Here is a 14782-nt window from a genome sequence, read left to right as displayed (position 1 = left end):
CGACGGGGCCGTCAGGACGGCACGACGCTGATCTGCTTGCCACGGTCGACTGCCTGTTCGAGTTCCTCGGCGATCGCACTTCCACGGGAGACCTGGATTTCGCCGCCGCGTGAGACGGTCGCGGTAAAGAGGTACTCGCCGTCGGCCTGGACCTCGACGGTCTCTCCTGTGTAGTCGTGGGCCGGCACGATCACGTGCCGAGAGGTGATCTCGGGCGTCACGACGTCACCCTGCGCTGTCGTCGGGGCCGACTGCCCGCCGCCGCCGCTGGAGCCGGACTCGCCGCCGGGGCGCTCGTCGAACGTTCGGACGTCGATCTCGATGCCCAGGCGGTTCTCGATGTCCGAGATGCGGCCGCCGCCCTTGCCGATGACGTGGCTGATGTCGTGCTGTTCGACCCAGACGACCGCCCGATTGCTCCCCTGAAGTTCGACTTCGACGTGGCCGTCCGCGACCGACCGGATCTCGCGCTGGATCTCCTGGCGAGCGATCCGATCGACGCCGCTCTCGTCGCTGTCGCCCTCGGTCAGCGGAACCGTCACGACCTGACGGTTGAAGGTGTAGATCTCGTACTCCGGCCGGCCGGTCTCGAAGTCCTCGATCGTGATGACGGGCCGGGCGAGGTCCTCTTCCATCAGGCCCTCGGGGACCTTGACCTCGGTGTTGACGTCGTAGACTTTGGCGATCTCGCCGGCCTCGATATAGACGACGGTGTCGACGATCTGGGGGATCATCCCCAGTTCGACCCGACCCACGAGGCGCTGGAGGGCGTCGATGGCACGGGTCGCGTGGACGACGCCGATCATCCCGACGCCTGCGAGGCGCATGTCCGCGAACACCTCGAAGTCGTCGGTCTTTCGCACTTCGTCGTAGATGGTGTAGTCGGGCCGGACCATCAGCAGGGAGTCGGCGGTCTTCTCCATACTCCCGCCCAGCGCAGTGTACTGGGTGATGTCCGAACCGACCTGGAGGTCCCGCGGCTTCTCCATCGTCTTGACGGCGTAGTCGCTGTCGTTCAGGAACTCCGCGACGGCCTGGGCGAACGTCGATTTCCCCGCGCCGGGTGACCCCGAGATGAGGACGCCGCGCTGTCGTTCCGCGAGGCGATCCCGGAGTTCGTCGGCGTACTCGTAGTCGTCGAGATCGGTCTTGACGATCGGCCGAACCGCCGTGATTTCCAGCGCGTCCGAGAACGGGGGTCGGGCGATGGCGATGCGGTACTGGCGGAACTGAACGATGCTCATGCCGGGTTCGTCGATCTCGATGAACCCGTCCGGGCTGGCGCGTGCGCCCTCCTCGATCTCGTGGGCGTACTCTTTCAGTTCGGCCTCGTCGGCGGGTTCGTCGCGAATCGTCTGGTAGTGCATGTCGCCGATGTCCCCGCGCTTTGCCTTCGGGGCGACCCCCACTTTGAGGTGGAGGCTCATCGTCGACTCGTCGAAGAAGTTTTCGATTTCGAGACGTTCGACGTCTCTGCCGTGGGGTTCGAGGTAGACGACCTCCAGCCCCTTCGCGCGGGCGACCTCGCTCTGGACGACGTCGCTCGTGACGAGCGTGGCGTCGCGGTCCTGTGCGAGATCGCGGATGAGGGCGTCGATCTGGCCCTCGCCGGCCTCGCGCTTCTCGATAGCGTCGGGACGACGACCCACGTACTCGACGGCGACGTCTCCGGCGTCGTGGAGGTCGGCGAGTTTCTGGAGTTCTTCGAGCCCGTCCCACCCCTGCTGGCGGCCGTCGTTGGCCTGGGCTTCGAGTTCACCGACGACTGCCTCGGGGACGACGACAGTCGCGCCGGCGAACTCGCCGTCTGCGATCTGCTCGGACACGCGGCCGTCGATGACCACGCTCGTGTCCGGTACGATTTCCATGCTCGTTCGTCGGAGACGTGGCCTGATAAACGCCGTGATGGGGACCAGTGTGTCTCGCCGTGCAGTTCCTCCCCCCGGCAACGAGTCCCTACAAGAAGACGACGACCTGCTGGAGTCCCTCGACTGCCCGGAGGCCCACGGCCTGCTGGCCCTGGGCCTGGATCTCGGCCGGCAGGACGTAGACGATGAACGCGGCGACGGCGAGTTCGAAGGCCGTGACCGAGAGCATCATCGCGTCGGCCCACTTGCTGGAGACGTTCACACCGATCGGCAGGCCGAACTCCTCGTCCCACAGCGGGTAGAACAGTGCGATCCCGCGTTTCGAGCCGAACACGTCCAATACGTAGTGGGTGACGACGCCGATCCAGACGAACTGGAGGTTGTCGAAGTAGATCGGATAGGCGAGGACGACCCCGAGCACGAGCAGATTGTGCAGAGTCTTGCGGTGCTTGCCGAAGGCGGTGTCGACGTCCGGGAACAGTGCCCCGAGGACGATCGGCACCGACACCTCGGCGATCGTGCGGAAGGTCTCGACGTCACCGGACGGCTGGATGATGTACCCGATCCCGATACTCAATAGCACTGCGTTCAGCACGTGCCCGCGCTTGTTCATCTACGTCCACCGTTGGACTGCAAGCGCACAAACGTTTCCCCGATGTCTGACACCCGTCTTGCGATTCTGCGAACGTGTTTGCCCGGCGGCTTATGCGTGTGAAGACGCTAGGCTATACATGGCCCACGACAAAGCCCTCGATAGACGAACCCTACTCCGATCGACAGGCGGCGTGCTCGCAGGCGCGGCTCTCGCAGGGTGTGGCGGAGACGGCGGCGGCAACGGAAACGGCGGCGGTGACGGGAACACAGTCTCCGCGGTAAACTACGCGTTCGAACCCGACGAGATCACCATTGCCGTCGGTGAGACTGTCACCTGGGAGTTCGAGTCAGGTGGCCACAACGTCTGTGCCTATCCGGAGATGTTCCCTGACATAGTCTCGATTCCGGAGGGTGCCGACCCCTTCGGAACGATGTCTGCGGACGGCAGCGCGTACGAACCCGTCGACCCTGGTGAAGTCTTCGAGCACACCTTCGAGACGGCCGGCGAGTACACCTACGTCTGTGGTCCACACGTCAATCAGGACATGATCGGAACCGTGATCGTCGAGTGACAGGACAACGACTATACGCTCGCTCGTCGAACTTTGGTCCATGCCGAAGTTCACCTTCCTCGAAATCCACCTCGACGACGCCGACATCGACGGGACAGCCCAAGCGACCGCCGACGCCGTGACTGCGCTGCCGTTCAGTACCGTGACGACTGGCGAGCGCGACGAAGCCGACGAGTCGGACGTGGAAGCAGTCGAGATCGAAGACGAAGACGAGGAGACGACAATCTCGCTGGCTCCGCTGATCCTGATCCTCGGGCTGGTCGTGCTTGCGATCATCCTCAAGAAGCGACTCGGCAGCGAAAGCGAGGCCTAACCCAGTCGCCCGATAGTACCACTGGACGCCCCCTGGGGGAGAAACCCTATGTGCACCGCTGGCTTAGCGAGGTGCATGGGACTCTATCGCAGTATGCGCGCCGTGACCGGTGCTTCCGGCAGCGGCGCGATCGACTGGTCGGCAGTGGCCGAGGCGACGAAGGCCGCGACAGACCCCGGGTCGCTGGATATCGACGACGCCGAACGCGAGGGGTACGCCACGGACGTCCGGGACGCCCGCAATCGCGTCCGAGAGGTCTCGGGGATCGATTTCGATCTTCCCGAAACAGTGGAGATCATCAATCGCCACCACTGGACCGACAACAACGTCGAGACCTTCGAACGCGTGATGGCCCCCCTGGAGGATCACGTCGGGATGTTTCCGAGCGCCGCCCGCAAGATCAACTCCGGGACGATGACGGTCGCACTCTCCTTTCTCGCACGGAACGTCCTGGGGCAGTACGACCCGCTCCTGCTCGCGGAAGGCGTCGGTGCTGACGAGCACGCCCTCTACTTCGTTCACCCGAACATCCAGCGCGTCGCCGACACGCTCGACGCGGACAACGACCGCTTCCGGCGCTGGATCGCCTTCCACGAAGTGACCCACGCAGCGGAGTTCGGCGCGGCTCCGTGGCTGCCGGGCCACCTCGAAACCCGGATGGAGCAGGCCGTCGACCGCCTCGCCGACGGCGACGTCGACCGCGAGACGCTGGGGGAACTCGACACGACGATGACCGCCGTCGAGGGCTACGCCGAACTCCTGATGGACCGCGCGTTCGACGACGAGTACGAGGACCTCCGGGAGGAACTCGAAAAACGCCGCCAGGGCCGTGGCCCGGTTCAGAAACTCATTCGGAGAGTGCTCGGTCTGAGCATGAAACGCCGCCAGTACGAGCGCGGCAAGGACTTCTTCGATTCGGTCGCCGACGCCCGCGGGATCGAGTATGCTGGGAAAGTGTGGGAACAGCCCGAGAATCTGCCGAGTGACGACGAGATCGAGGAACCTGGGTTGTGGCTGCAACGGATGGACTGATCAGCGATAGACCAGAATCGTCGCCGTCTCGGATTCGAGCACGACGACCTCCTCGCCTGAGGCCGCGCGGTGTTCCTCGACGATATCGACGGCGTCGCCTGGGATCACAGCAATCTCACTGCCGATGTCGACCTCGACCTCGGCGTTGCGGTCGACCTGCGTCTTGACTTCTTCGGGGTCCATCGAATCGAGCGCGCCGACGACCTGCCCGGCCTTGTCGCGGAACTCCGGTCCGATGACCGAGTGGTCCGGGTCGACCTCGACCGGGACCAGTTCGACGTTCGGGACGCCCTCGCGGACGAGGACGGGGGCGTTGACGGCCTCGCTCAGGTCGTAGGTGTCGATGGCGCGTTCCTCGGGCGCGTCGTCGGGATAGACCTCGACCTTGTCGAGTTCCGTGTTGAGTGCCATTCCTTCGTCGGACTTCCAGCCCCGGATCGTCGAGGCGACGTCGACGATGATCTCGCCGGCCTGCTCGACGGCGGCCATGTCCTCGACTTCTTCGGGATGGAGGTCGATCTCGGGCCACTCGGCGGCGTGGACGCTGCCCTCGGTGCTCGGCAGGGCGTCGTAGGCCTCTTCGGCGATGAAGGGTGCGAACGGCCCGAGCATCTTCAGCGAGGCAGTTAGGGTAATGAAGAGGCCCTGTCGGGCGGCGTCGCGCTCGCCCGGTCGCCCCTCGTAGAGGCGGCCCTTGATGAGTTCGAGGTAGTCGTCGGCCAGGTCGTGCCAGACGAACTCCCGAAGCTCGCGCAGGGCGGCGTCGAAGCGGTAGTCGTCCATGTACTCGTCGACGTTTTCGGCGGTCTCGGCACACCGCGAGAGGATCCAGCGGTCGATGTCGCGATAGGCGGGGTTGTCCAGCGGCTCGCGGTCTTCGTCGAGGTGGCCCGAAGCGAACTTCGTGATGTTCCAGACCTTCGTGTTGAACCGCGACGCGGAGGTAACCTCCTTCCACTGGAACTGGACGTCCTCGCCGCGTTTTCCAGCCAGCGCCATCGCCTGGCGGAACGCGTCGGCCGAGTGCTCCTCGACGACTTCCTCGGGCTGGACGAAGTTGCCCTTGGACTTGGACATCTTGTTGCCGTCGTCGCCGAACACCATCCCGTTGATGAGGATCTCCTCCCAGGGGATCTCGTCTTCCAGTGCCGCCGTTCGGAGGAGGGTGTAGAACGCCCACGTCCGGATGATGTCGTGGCCCTGCGGTCGCAGCGTCGTCGGGTAAAACTCCGAATCGGGCCAGTCACGGACGAACAGCGGCGTGATAGAGGAGTCCATCCACGTATCCATCACGTCGGTTTCGCCGCGCCATTCGGTCGACCCGCACTCGGGACAACCGCCGACTGCAGGATCTTCGTCGGTCGGGTCGAGCGGCAGTTCGTCGGCGTCGGCGACGTGGACGTGGCCACAATCCTCGCAGAACCAGGCCGGGATCGGCGTCGCGAACACGCGCTGGCGGGAGATCACCCAGTCCCACTCCATGCCCTCGGTCCAGTCCTCCAGCCGATCGTACATGTGCTCGGGGATCCACTCGACCTCCTGGGCACGGTCGAGAATCTCCTCGCCGTCGACCTCGACGAACCACTGTTCCTTGCTCAGGATCTCGATCGGGGTATCACAGCGCCAGCACTGCCCGACGTTCTGGGTGGTGGGTTCGGTGTCGTTGAGGTAGCCCGCGTCGTCGAGGTCCTCGGCGATGGTTTCCTTGGCCTCCTCGATCGAGAGCCCCTCGTACTCGCCGGCTTCCTCGTTGAGATGGCCGTCCTCGGTGATGACTGCTCGGAGGTCCAGGTCGTGTTCGGCCCACCAGTTCACGTCCTGTTTGTCCCCGAATGTACAGATCATCACCGCGCCGGTCCCGAACTCGGCGTCGGCTTCCTCGTCTGCGATGAGTTCGACCTCCTGGCCGAAGATCGGGACTTCGAAGGTGTCGCCGATCCGGTCCTCGTAGCGCTCGTCGTCGGGCGAGACGGCCATCGAGACACACGCTGCCAGCAGTTCGGGTCGCGTGGTGGCGATCTCGATGTCGTCGTTCTCTACTCCTTCGAAGGTGACGTAGTAGAGCGTTCCCTCGACGCCCTCCTCGGTCTCGACCTCGGCGTCGGCGATGGCGGTCTCACAGCGCGGACACCAGTTGACCGGGTGCTCGTCCCGGTAGACCAGATCGTCGTCGGCCATCTCGACGAACGACTCCTGAGTGGTGCCCCAGTACTCGGGATCCATCGTCTTGTACTCGTGATCCCAGTCCTGGGAGAACCCCAGTGTGTGCATCGTCTCTTTCATCGCGTCGATCTGGTCCTCGGTGTGCTCGATGCACATCTGGCGGAACTCGTCGCGGGGGACGTCCGTCCGGTGGATACCCTCGTTCTCCTCGACCTTGACCTCGGTCGGGAGCCCGTGGCAGTCCCACCCCTGGGGGAACAGGACTTCCTGGCCCTGCAAGCGGCGATAGCGCGCCGAGAAATCCATGTAACACCAGCCCAGCGCGTTGCCGATGTGGAGGTTCCCCGTCGGATAGGGGGGCGGCGTGTCGATCACGTAGTCAGTATCGGGGTCGGCCGCCTCCGCGTCGTAGTGATAGACGTCCATCTCCTGCCACTGCTGGCGCCAGTACTCCTCTCGCTCGTCCGGGTCGTAATTGTCTGGAAGGTCAGTCATATGTCGAGTAGCGTAGTGGCTGGTCGTCGGATCGACGGCAAAAACACTCCCGCGTCGCTATCGTACTACCGACGACATCAGAGCCATATCTGAGTGATTGCCACGTTCTGTGTATAAACTTTCGCTTCCGTGTCGGTGTCTCACGTAGGGTCGGATCTGTTCGCCGCATCGAGATCCGTCCCTTCGGTCGGGGTCTCGCGACACATTCCGCGCGCTTTTGCGCTCGCGGTGCCGAAGGCCAGTTATGAACGTTCTCGGAGACCTCGTCGACCCCGACCGCGGCGGCGACTCGGTGTGGATCCACCGCCCCGGCTCTCGAAGCCGCTCCTGGAGCGGCCGCCAGTTCTGTATCGACGCCTGGAAAGCCGGGAATCTGTTGCGCCATTACGGCGTCCACGAGGGCGCGACCGTCTCGCTAGCCGACGGCACAGGCGAAAACGAGACGACACCCTCACCGCAAGCGCTCGTCGCCCTGTTCGGCGCGTGGGTCCTCGGGGCGAGCGTCCGGGTCGACCCTCCCGAGAGCCCGCCCGGGCGCGCGTTCGTGGCTCCGTCGGACGACATCGACCAGTACCAACTTCGCCCCGAGACCACGGCGCTGGGCTACGGGACCGCCCCCGAAGACTCCACTGTCGTCCACTTCGAGGAGCAACGCTGGAGCGAGAACCCGGTCCAGTTCCCCGCGACGGTCGAGACCGACGCTACGGCCCTGGATACCGACGCCGGCTCGTTCTCCCACGCGGACCTCCTCGCGGCCGGCCAGCAGGCCGTCGACAAATACGATCTCGATTCCGTCGAACGGGTCGCGCTGTCGGCCTCGCTGGACGATCCCGGTGCGGTCGTCGCTGGCGTGATCGCGCCGCTTCTCTCGGGAACGGCGATCACGCTCGGGGGCGAGGCGTCGCTGGTCGTCGCGAATCGCGAGGGAGAAGCCGTCGTCCGGCCAGACACGGTTCGTCTCTAGTCTTTCGGGCGCACGTAATCCGCCAGCGTGACGATCGTCCCCAGAACCCAGCCGACGGGGACGGCGATGCCGAACCACATCGCGGCGTAGGCCGGGCCCTGCAACTGGTAGTTGTCCCGGAGGTACTCGTTGAGATCACCGATCGTGAGCACGTTGTCCAGCAGCCAGATCGCCAGCGACTCGCTCTGAGGGAAGACCTGATTGGCGACCGCTTCCGAATAGAGGCCGGCGACCACGGGTGGCAGGAAGATCGCCGTGACTGCCAGCGGATAGGAGATCAGGACCGTTGTGAGACGGCCGCCGACGCGGCTGGTGACCAGCGCGAGCGCCGCCGAGACGGTCGCGACGACGCCCGCGGCGACGACCGCGATCACGCCTGTCGTACTCATCTCCGTTCCGAACTGCGCCACCAGCGAGAGCGCGCCCCAGACGACGACCGAGAGGACGACGACGCCGGCGACGCCGATCCGCGTCGCAGCGCTGTCCATCCGTCGCGTCTGAAAGCGCAAAATGTACCCAAAGAGGACGATCGGGTAGAGGATCGCGATCAGGGGCACGCCCAGCGCTGCCCACAGACGGTAGGCGAGCAGACTCCCGGTCGTATCGGGTCGCCACTTCCCGAGGACCGTCTGCTCGGCGTTCAACTGCCGCGGGTAGATCAGTTCCATCCAGGTCTCGTGGAGCCGCTTGAGGTCGATCCGGATCGCACCGACCAGGCCCGTCGAAGTCGCGGCCGACATACCTGACGATTCGACTGCCCGGCGGTTAATAGTTGTAGGTTCTGGCCCCACCCCCGCGGAGCCGCCGAAAAAGGTGAACCTTACCAGGCGTCCGGCGCGAAGCCGGGTTCGACCTTCCGGTCCGTCCGGTCGATGCCGGCGATCTTTTCGTGGTCTTCCTCGTCGAGTTCCAGCGTCAGACTCTCCCAGTTGTCCCGGATGTGGGCCTCGCTCGTGGCTTTGGGGATTGCCGTGATGTCGTTCTCGCGGAGCCACGCGAGACTGACTTGCGGCTCGCTGACACCATGTTTCTCTGCGATCTCGGTCAACTCGGGCACGTCGAAGACGTCACCGCGTGCCAGCGGCGAGTACGCGACCAGTTCGAGATCCGTGTCGGCGGCGAACGTCCGGAGTTCGGTCTGCTGGAGCAGCGGGTGGATCTCGACCTGATTGGCGAAGATCGGCGCGTCGAGGTGCTCGCGGGCCTCCTCGACGTGATGGGGTTCGAAGTTCGAGACGCCGACGTTGCGGATCGTCCCCTCGTCGTAGAGTTCGTCGAACGCCGCCAGCGTGTCTTCGGGGTCGTACGCGCGGGCCGGCCAGTGGATATACAGCAGGTCGAGATAGTCGGTGCCGAGGCGGTCGAGACTCTCCTGTGCGGTCTCGAGAACGCCCTCGTAGTCGAGATTCGAGATCCAGATCTTGGTCGCGAGGAAGATCTCCTCGCGGTCGACGTCCGCGGCGGCGAGCCCGTCGCCGACGGCGTCCTCGTTGCCGTAGATCTGGGCGGTGTCGACGTGTCGATAGCCCATCTCCAGGGCCGTGCGGACGCTGTCGGCACACTGGTCGGGGTTCTCGTTCTCCCAGGTGCCGAGGCCGAGCATCGGCATGTCCTGGGCGCGCGGCACGCTCTCGGGGGTGAGTTGATCGGTTGCCATCACTTCCACTGACGTACGCGACGACCTAAGGGGTTCTGAAGCGTGGGTGTTGGTGACGAAGTACGAGTCGACGGCCTATTCTGATAGCCGCTACTGGAAGACGTAGACCTCCCCGGAACCGCCTCGTTCTGGAGGACTGCCATTCGGAGCGCCGACAAGCGTCGTTGTCCCGTCGCCCGAGACTGCGACTGACCAGCCAAAGATCGTTTGCGTGTCGCTATCCTGTGGGGTGACCGTCGCCTGTTGCCTCCACTCTCGTTCGGACTGTTCGAACAGGAACGCCGAGCCGCTCGTTTCGCCAGGCGATCCGTCGGGGGCTCCGAGGGCTATCGTCCCCCCGTCGTCAGAGACTGTGAGCGATCCGATCGATCCATTGCCGTCGGCTTCAGGAGCGAATGTAGCGGTCTGGTTCCACTCCTCGTCGGACTGCTCGAATACGGACACGAACCCCGCAATACCCTCCCTCGAATCGCCTACGTGATCGGCTCCAACAATGACAGTCCGCCCGTCACTCGATATCGCGACTGCACTGCCGTGCCGGCCGACGCTATTCTCGTCGGCGACTAATTTCGTCTGTTGACTCCACTCTCTGTCTATCTTTCCAAACACGTATGCTGCTCCCGTCCCCGTCACGTCTGGACTCTCAACACCCGGTGCCCCGATAACGATCGTCGATCCATCCTCTGAGATAGAGAGTCCAGTACCGAACCGGTCCTGATCGTCGCCGTCGTCGGCGGTTAGGGTAGCTCGTCGGTTCCACGACTCGTTGGACTGTTCGAATACGTAAGCAACCCCAGCGTCGGCGTTTCTCCCTGGGTCTGCAATGAGGAGTGTCGAACTGTCACCCGAGATCGCGGTCGAGATGCCGAAGAGGTCCTCGCTGTCAGCTTCGGCAGTCAGTTTCGCTTGCCGGTCCCATCTGCCATCGGAACGCTCGAAGACGTACGCCGAACCATTCCGTTCGGTCGGCGTTTCGTCGGCCCCACCGATCGAAGGAGCCCCGACCACGACGGTCCTGCCGTCGTCCGAGATGGCGAGCGACTCAGCCACATTGCTGCCTCTCTCAGCGTCCGCAGGAATGAGGCGCTGCTGGGAACGCCAATCATCACCGGAGCGCTCGAACACGTATGCCGCTCCGGTATCGTATTCTCGCCTCGAATCCGACACGACGATCGTCGAGCTATCGCTCGACAGCGCAACTGACTCTCCGAAATCCTGTGTCCCGGATTCAGCTCCCGGGGTGAGTGTTGTGATCTGTTGGGGCGGATTGGGTGACTCGTCTTCTCCAACGTCATCACCGCCGCATCCTGCCAGCCAACCCACGCTGGATGCTCCCACAAGAGTGAGAAACCGTCGTCTGTTTTCGTTCATGAATCTGTATTGGAGTATTACGACAAAGTGTGTTCTCCCCAATAATAGTTCGAGTATCTCCGAGGTGGATCTGGTTTGTTTCTGTTCCAAAGGGCAAGCGTCTTTATGCGACCCGCCGGACACCTTCCAAAGCGAGCGACGTCTCGCCAGGCACAACGATGACAGGACCACTCCGCGCCGCGGCCGGCTGGCTCGCCGATCGGTCGGCGTTCCCGACTTCGGTTCGCGCCGTCTTCGGCTACTACGGCCACTCGGGCGCGTTCGACCTCGAAAGTCTCCGACTGAAGTCGACGGTCGACGATCGCACCGAAGCGATGGTCGAGGACGTCTTCACGATGATCGAGTCCGCTCTCGCCGAGGAGTTCGGCGTCGAGTCGGTCACCTTCGAGTACGACACGAAGCTCATCCTGCCCGCCCAGCTGACGCTGGGCCATCTCTATCGTGAGGCCCGGCTCCGGGCCAACAACGACGATCCAGTCGCGTATAGCACCTGGGCAGGTCGGGTCGCCAACCGCGTCGAGAGCGACGACTACCGCGATCCCGACGACCCCACGGCGTGGGAGGGGAGTCCGAAGAATCCCCAGGCGCTGGTCGACCGCGCGGAGTTTCTGACACGGGTCGTCATCGAGGCGCTGCTGGACGGCGACATGCGCGACGCCGTCAACGACGAGGAGTACGACGACTTCGAGGTGTCGATCCACATCGAACCCGACGAGTACGAGACGGTCGCGCGCGTCGCCCAGCAAACTCTCGAAGCGAACCTGACGGAGACGCTTGCGGCACTGCCCGCGGAGGTCGAGGAGATCTACGACTGGGCGGTCGACGTCTCGGAGGCCCACCAGGATCGTGATCCGCGATTCCGCGAACTCTACGAGCGCGCCCGCGACGGTGAGGAAGACGCCGTCGGGGCCATCCGCGCGGAGTATCGCGAGGCCGCCTTCGACGTGGAGACGGACGTCTTCACTGAGGCGGAACTCGAACTGCCGTATCTCAAGACCCAGTACGCTCGGGTGGGTGTCATCTACGACGCGATGATCGAGATGTACCGTCACACTGGACTCCCGGTCGACCAGGCGTTCAAGCGCTCGATCGTGCTGGCGATCATCGGCGCACAGATCTGGCTCGATGACGTGGACGACTACGGTGTGGATCTCGAAGACGGCCAACTCACGCCGGTCACCGCTGAGTACGTACTGGCCGACACCGACCGCGAAGCAGCACGCCGCGTCAGGGAGATCACCGAGCGATACCTCGACCTCGCGCGCGAGAACGCCACCGACAGCGAGTCGCCGCTGACCGGGATCGCCACCGAGTACATCTATCACTCCGGGGATCCCCACGTCCTCCCAGGGGCTTGAAGCCCGGGTCTGACGCGGGAAACGGAGCAATATCTGCCACGCTTTTATACTACGGGGACCCACCGTGTCGGTAATGACGAGTCTCCCAGCTATCGCCCGGCGTGTCGAGGACGTCACAGCCACGGCGAGTATCGCCGCTCGGACGCTACTCTCGCTGGATACCAACCCGGTCCCGGGCGACTGGACACACATCACCAAGATCGACCCGGAAGACGAGAAACAGCTCCCGCTGCTCTACCCGCTCTACCTCCAGCACACGAGCGCCGTCGAGGTCGGCGGCTCCCGAGACGTTACCGACCAGAATACCGAAGAGACGCTCGACCTGGTCGCCGACCGTCCGGTGCCGGCCTTCCAGGAACCCAGCGGCCCCACACAGGTGACAGACGAGACGCGCTCGAAAGCGGAATTCCTGGCCATTCCCGAGGTGCTCAACGGCGACGTCGACGCACTCATCGGCCAGCTCGGTGCCGGGATCGAACATATTCAGGACGACCTCGCGCCGGAGATGATCGCGGAAAAACTGCCGATCTCGCCGGGTGGCGCGATCGAAGACCGACTGTCACAGTTCGCCTCCGCGTGGATGCTTCGAGAAGCCGTCTTCGAGGCCTACATCATCATGAATCTCGACAGCGCGGCTGCCCGCGAGAGCAACGTCACCGAGGACGACCTCCTCGATCCGGGGACGGCCAAACAGCGCGCGCTGGCGGCCGAACAGCACCTCGAAAGCGAACTCGTCTACCTCGAATACTCCGGGACTTTCGGCGGCGAGGAAGCCGAGGATATCCTCGAGGCCGTCAGCGACGGTCTCACGTGGTCGCGACTGTGGTACGGCGGTGGCCTCGACAACCGTGAGAACGCTCAGCGCGTACTCGACGCCGGCGCGGACGCCGTCGTCGTCGGCAACGTGTTCCACGAGATCGCCGACGAAGAAGTCGACGTCTGTGAACAGGTCGTTGCCGACCTCGATCCCGACGCCTCGCGCGACGACGTCGATGCGTGGATCGACTCGAACGTCGATCTCGACGCAGCGAGTGCGACGAAGTATCTCTCGACGATCGTCGACGTCTCGAACCCCGAGGGCCGGGCCCGCGAGTATCTCGAGACGACGATCCTGACGTGGCTGGCCGTGCAGTCCGTCCTCGAGGAACTCGACACCGACGAGCCCAGTTCGGCCACGGAGATACGGACGGCGTTCCGCGAGGCGGACCTCCCGGGAACCACGGCGGTCGACGCGGTCCTCGACGCGGAGGGATACCTGTTAGACGTGCTCGTCGACCTCGCTGGGCCGCGCTACGACGTCGAGACCGACGGCCTGCCGGTCAAACACGTCAGTCTCGAACTATAGTCGTTCGCTGTCGTCGACGGTCTCTTCTTCGACTGTCTCCTCGGAGCGTTCCATCTCCTCGTGCGGGTCGAAGGTGACGATGCCGAGGCCGCTGGTGTACTCGTAGCACTTCCATTCGGGATACGTGAGGACGCCGTTCATCTTCCGGACGCGCAGTTGCTTGAGGAGCGCGCCTTCGACCAGTTCCTCGTTGAGCCGCATCTCGACGATGCCGTCGACCATGTAATCGAGGTCGTGGGGGAAGCGCTCCTCGTCGGTCGTGATGGTCGCGCTCGCGAAGACGGGGACGAACCGACCCTTGCAGACGTCGGCCCGGACGTCCTTGACGAAGTTGTACGACTGGACTGGCTGGACGAGCGCCCCCAACTCTGTGAGCGAGTCGATGACGACGATTCCCTGCTCTTGCATGCCCAGGTCGTCCATCGCGTTGTCGATCCGGCTCTGGAGTTCGCGGATCTCCGTTGGATCTCTGACCGTCGTCGTCGCCTCGGCGGCGACCGCCCGGAGGTGGCTGTTCCAGGCGTTCATCCGGCCGACCATCCGCTCGTGGTCCTCGACGCGGTAGGTGAAGCCGTCGACGATGCGCAAGCGGTCGCGTTCAAGATACGGCAGGATGTTCCACTCCAGGGAGACGAACGACTGCAACAGCGAGACGGGTGGTTCGAGTAGCGAGACGACTACGACTGGCTCGCCGCGCTGGAGCGCGCGCCAGACCAGTTCGGCCCGGACCGCTTCCGTCCTCGTGCCCGCCAGATCGCTCAGCATGACGAAGGAGTTACGCGGGATTCCCTCCGGGAGGCTGGCCTGCAGTGCGTCGACGCCAGGGTCGAAGCGTCGATGGCCGTGATACTGTGTGAACACTCGCTCACTGTCTTCGAGGGCCTCCCGGCACGCTTGCGAACAGAATTCGTAGGTGTAGCCGTCGTGTCCGACCGCGATCGGGTCGTGTGGGATCGGTAGTCGACAGTAGTCACAGCGATGGATCCCCCGCTGATCGCCGCTGTTGGGTGTCGGGGGGTCTGTCTCGTTTGCGTCCCCGTTGCTTGCCAT

13 protein-coding genes are annotated in these 14782 nt (G+C 64.2%); 6 read left to right on the top strand and 7 right to left on the bottom strand.

Going from position 1 to position 14782, the window contains the following annotated elements; translation table 11 throughout:
• Nucleotides 1-11: 11 nt before the first annotated feature.
• A complete protein-coding gene (locus tag DV733_RS16665) occupies nucleotides 12-1868 on the bottom strand; it encodes a PINc/VapC family ATPase (protein WP_049993096.1) in 1857 nt (618 codons plus the stop codon).
• 88 nt (nucleotides 1869-1956) lie between these two features.
• Nucleotides 1957-2481 carry a metal-dependent hydrolase gene (locus tag DV733_RS16660; RefSeq protein ID WP_049993095.1) on the bottom strand — a complete coding sequence of 175 codons (525 nt, stop codon included), beginning with the start codon at nucleotides 2479-2481 and terminating at the stop codon, nucleotides 1957-1959.
• 118 nt (nucleotides 2482-2599) lie between these two features.
• Here DV733_RS16660 and DV733_RS16655 point away from each other — a divergent pair, with 118 nt between their 5' ends.
• From DV733_RS16655 to DV733_RS16645, 3 genes are all read left to right on the top strand, one after another.
• Entirely contained in the window at nucleotides 2600-3034 is a 435-nt protein-coding gene (locus DV733_RS16655) for a plastocyanin/azurin family copper-binding protein (protein ID WP_049993094.1), read from the top strand.
• Nucleotides 3035-3074: 40 nt separating this feature from the next.
• The gene (locus tag DV733_RS16650; protein ID WP_049993093.1) at nucleotides 3075-3347 is read left to right on the top strand and encodes a hypothetical protein; all 273 of its coding nucleotides are present in this window, start codon (nucleotides 3075-3077) and stop codon (nucleotides 3345-3347) included.
• A 75-nt stretch (nucleotides 3348-3422) separates the two neighbouring features.
• Nucleotides 3423-4379, top strand: coding sequence for a zinc-dependent metalloprotease (locus DV733_RS16645; protein WP_049993092.1), 957 nt, complete (start codon nucleotides 3423-3425; stop codon nucleotides 4377-4379).
• Here the strand turns inward: DV733_RS16645 and DV733_RS16640 are convergent, their stop codons facing one another.
• Entirely contained in the window at nucleotides 4380-7037 is a 2658-nt protein-coding gene (locus DV733_RS16640) for a valine--tRNA ligase (RefSeq protein ID WP_049993091.1), read from the bottom strand.
• A 244-nt stretch (nucleotides 7038-7281) separates the two neighbouring features.
• On the opposite strand from DV733_RS16640, the gene DV733_RS16635 reads away from it, so the two are divergent.
• On the top strand, nucleotides 7282-8001 hold the full coding sequence (locus tag DV733_RS16635; RefSeq protein ID WP_049993090.1) for a hypothetical protein: 720 nt from the start codon (nucleotides 7282-7284) through the stop codon (nucleotides 7999-8001).
• On the opposite strand, the gene DV733_RS16630 is transcribed toward DV733_RS16635, so the two are convergent.
• The 3 genes from DV733_RS16630 to DV733_RS16620 all read right to left on the bottom strand — a co-directional run bounded on the left by DV733_RS16630 (nucleotide 7998) and on the right by DV733_RS16620 (nucleotide 11029).
• Complete coding sequence (locus DV733_RS16630; RefSeq protein ID WP_049993089.1) at nucleotides 7998-8741, bottom strand: hypothetical protein; 744 nt, start codon at nucleotides 8739-8741, stop codon at nucleotides 7998-8000. The genes DV733_RS16635 and DV733_RS16630 overlap by 4 nt on opposite strands.
• A gap of 80 nt (nucleotides 8742-8821) precedes the next feature.
• Nucleotides 8822-9658 (bottom strand): aldo/keto reductase, encoded by an 837-nt coding sequence (locus DV733_RS16625; RefSeq protein ID WP_049993088.1) that lies wholly within the window; start codon nucleotides 9656-9658, stop codon nucleotides 8822-8824.
• Between the two features lie 90 nt (nucleotides 9659-9748).
• Entirely contained in the window at nucleotides 9749-11029 is a 1281-nt protein-coding gene (locus DV733_RS16620; protein WP_079979380.1) for an FG-GAP repeat protein, read from the bottom strand.
• A 158-nt stretch (nucleotides 11030-11187) separates the two neighbouring features.
• Between DV733_RS16620 and DV733_RS16615 the strand changes: the two genes are divergently transcribed.
• Complete coding sequence (locus tag DV733_RS16615; protein ID WP_049993086.1) at nucleotides 11188-12387, top strand: hypothetical protein; 1200 nt, start codon at nucleotides 11188-11190, stop codon at nucleotides 12385-12387.
• A 73-nt stretch (nucleotides 12388-12460) separates the two neighbouring features.
• Entirely contained in the window at nucleotides 12461-13732 is a 1272-nt protein-coding gene (locus DV733_RS16610; RefSeq protein WP_049993085.1) for a heptaprenylglyceryl phosphate synthase, read from the top strand.
• On the opposite strand, the gene DV733_RS16605 is transcribed toward DV733_RS16610, so the two are convergent.
• Nucleotides 13727-14782 (bottom strand): ATPase domain-containing protein, encoded by a 1056-nt coding sequence (locus DV733_RS16605; protein ID WP_049993084.1) that lies wholly within the window; start codon nucleotides 14780-14782, stop codon nucleotides 13727-13729. The two genes, DV733_RS16610 and DV733_RS16605, sit on opposite strands and share 6 nt — an antisense overlap.

The organism is Halapricum salinum (assembly GCF_004799665.1).
GTDB classification, from domain to species: Archaea; Halobacteriota; Halobacteria; order Halobacteriales; family Haloarculaceae; genus Halapricum; species Halapricum salinum.
The sequence above is the reverse complement of the archived record's forward strand: the minus strand, read 5'-3'. Positions and strand labels throughout refer to the sequence as shown.

Bases quoted from the DNA above. Each gene is read 5' to 3' on its own strand.
- DV733_RS16665 (WP_049993096.1), bottom strand. From the start codon at position 1,868: ATGGAAATCGTACCGGACACGAGCGTGGTCATCGACGGCCGCGTGTCC.
- DV733_RS16660 (WP_049993095.1), bottom strand. From the start codon at position 2,481: ATGAACAAGCGCGGGCACGTGCTGAACGCAGTGCTATTGAGTATCGGG.
- DV733_RS16655 (WP_049993094.1), top strand. From the start codon at position 2,600: ATGGCCCACGACAAAGCCCTCGATAGACGAACCCTACTCCGATCGACA.
- DV733_RS16650 (WP_049993093.1), top strand. From the start codon at position 3,075: ATGCCGAAGTTCACCTTCCTCGAAATCCACCTCGACGACGCCGACATC.
- DV733_RS16645 (WP_049993092.1), top strand. From the start codon at position 3,423: ATGGGACTCTATCGCAGTATGCGCGCCGTGACCGGTGCTTCCGGCAGC.
- DV733_RS16640 (WP_049993091.1), bottom strand. From the start codon at position 7,037: ATGACTGACCTTCCAGACAATTACGACCCGGACGAGCGAGAGGAGTAC.
- DV733_RS16635 (WP_049993090.1), top strand. From the start codon at position 7,282: ATGAACGTTCTCGGAGACCTCGTCGACCCCGACCGCGGCGGCGACTCG.
- DV733_RS16630 (WP_049993089.1), bottom strand. From the start codon at position 8,741: ATGTCGGCCGCGACTTCGACGGGCCTGGTCGGTGCGATCCGGATCGAC.
- DV733_RS16625 (WP_049993088.1), bottom strand. From the start codon at position 9,658: ATGGCAACCGATCAACTCACCCCCGAGAGCGTGCCGCGCGCCCAGGAC.
- DV733_RS16620 (WP_079979380.1), bottom strand. From the start codon at position 11,029: ATGAACGAAAACAGACGACGGTTTCTCACTCTTGTGGGAGCATCCAGC.
- DV733_RS16615 (WP_049993086.1), top strand. From the start codon at position 11,188: ATGACAGGACCACTCCGCGCCGCGGCCGGCTGGCTCGCCGATCGGTCG.
- DV733_RS16610 (WP_049993085.1), top strand. From the start codon at position 12,461: ATGACGAGTCTCCCAGCTATCGCCCGGCGTGTCGAGGACGTCACAGCC.
- DV733_RS16605 (WP_049993084.1), bottom strand. From the start codon at position 14,782: ATGGCAAGCAACGGGGACGCAAACGAGACAGACCCCCCGACACCCAAC.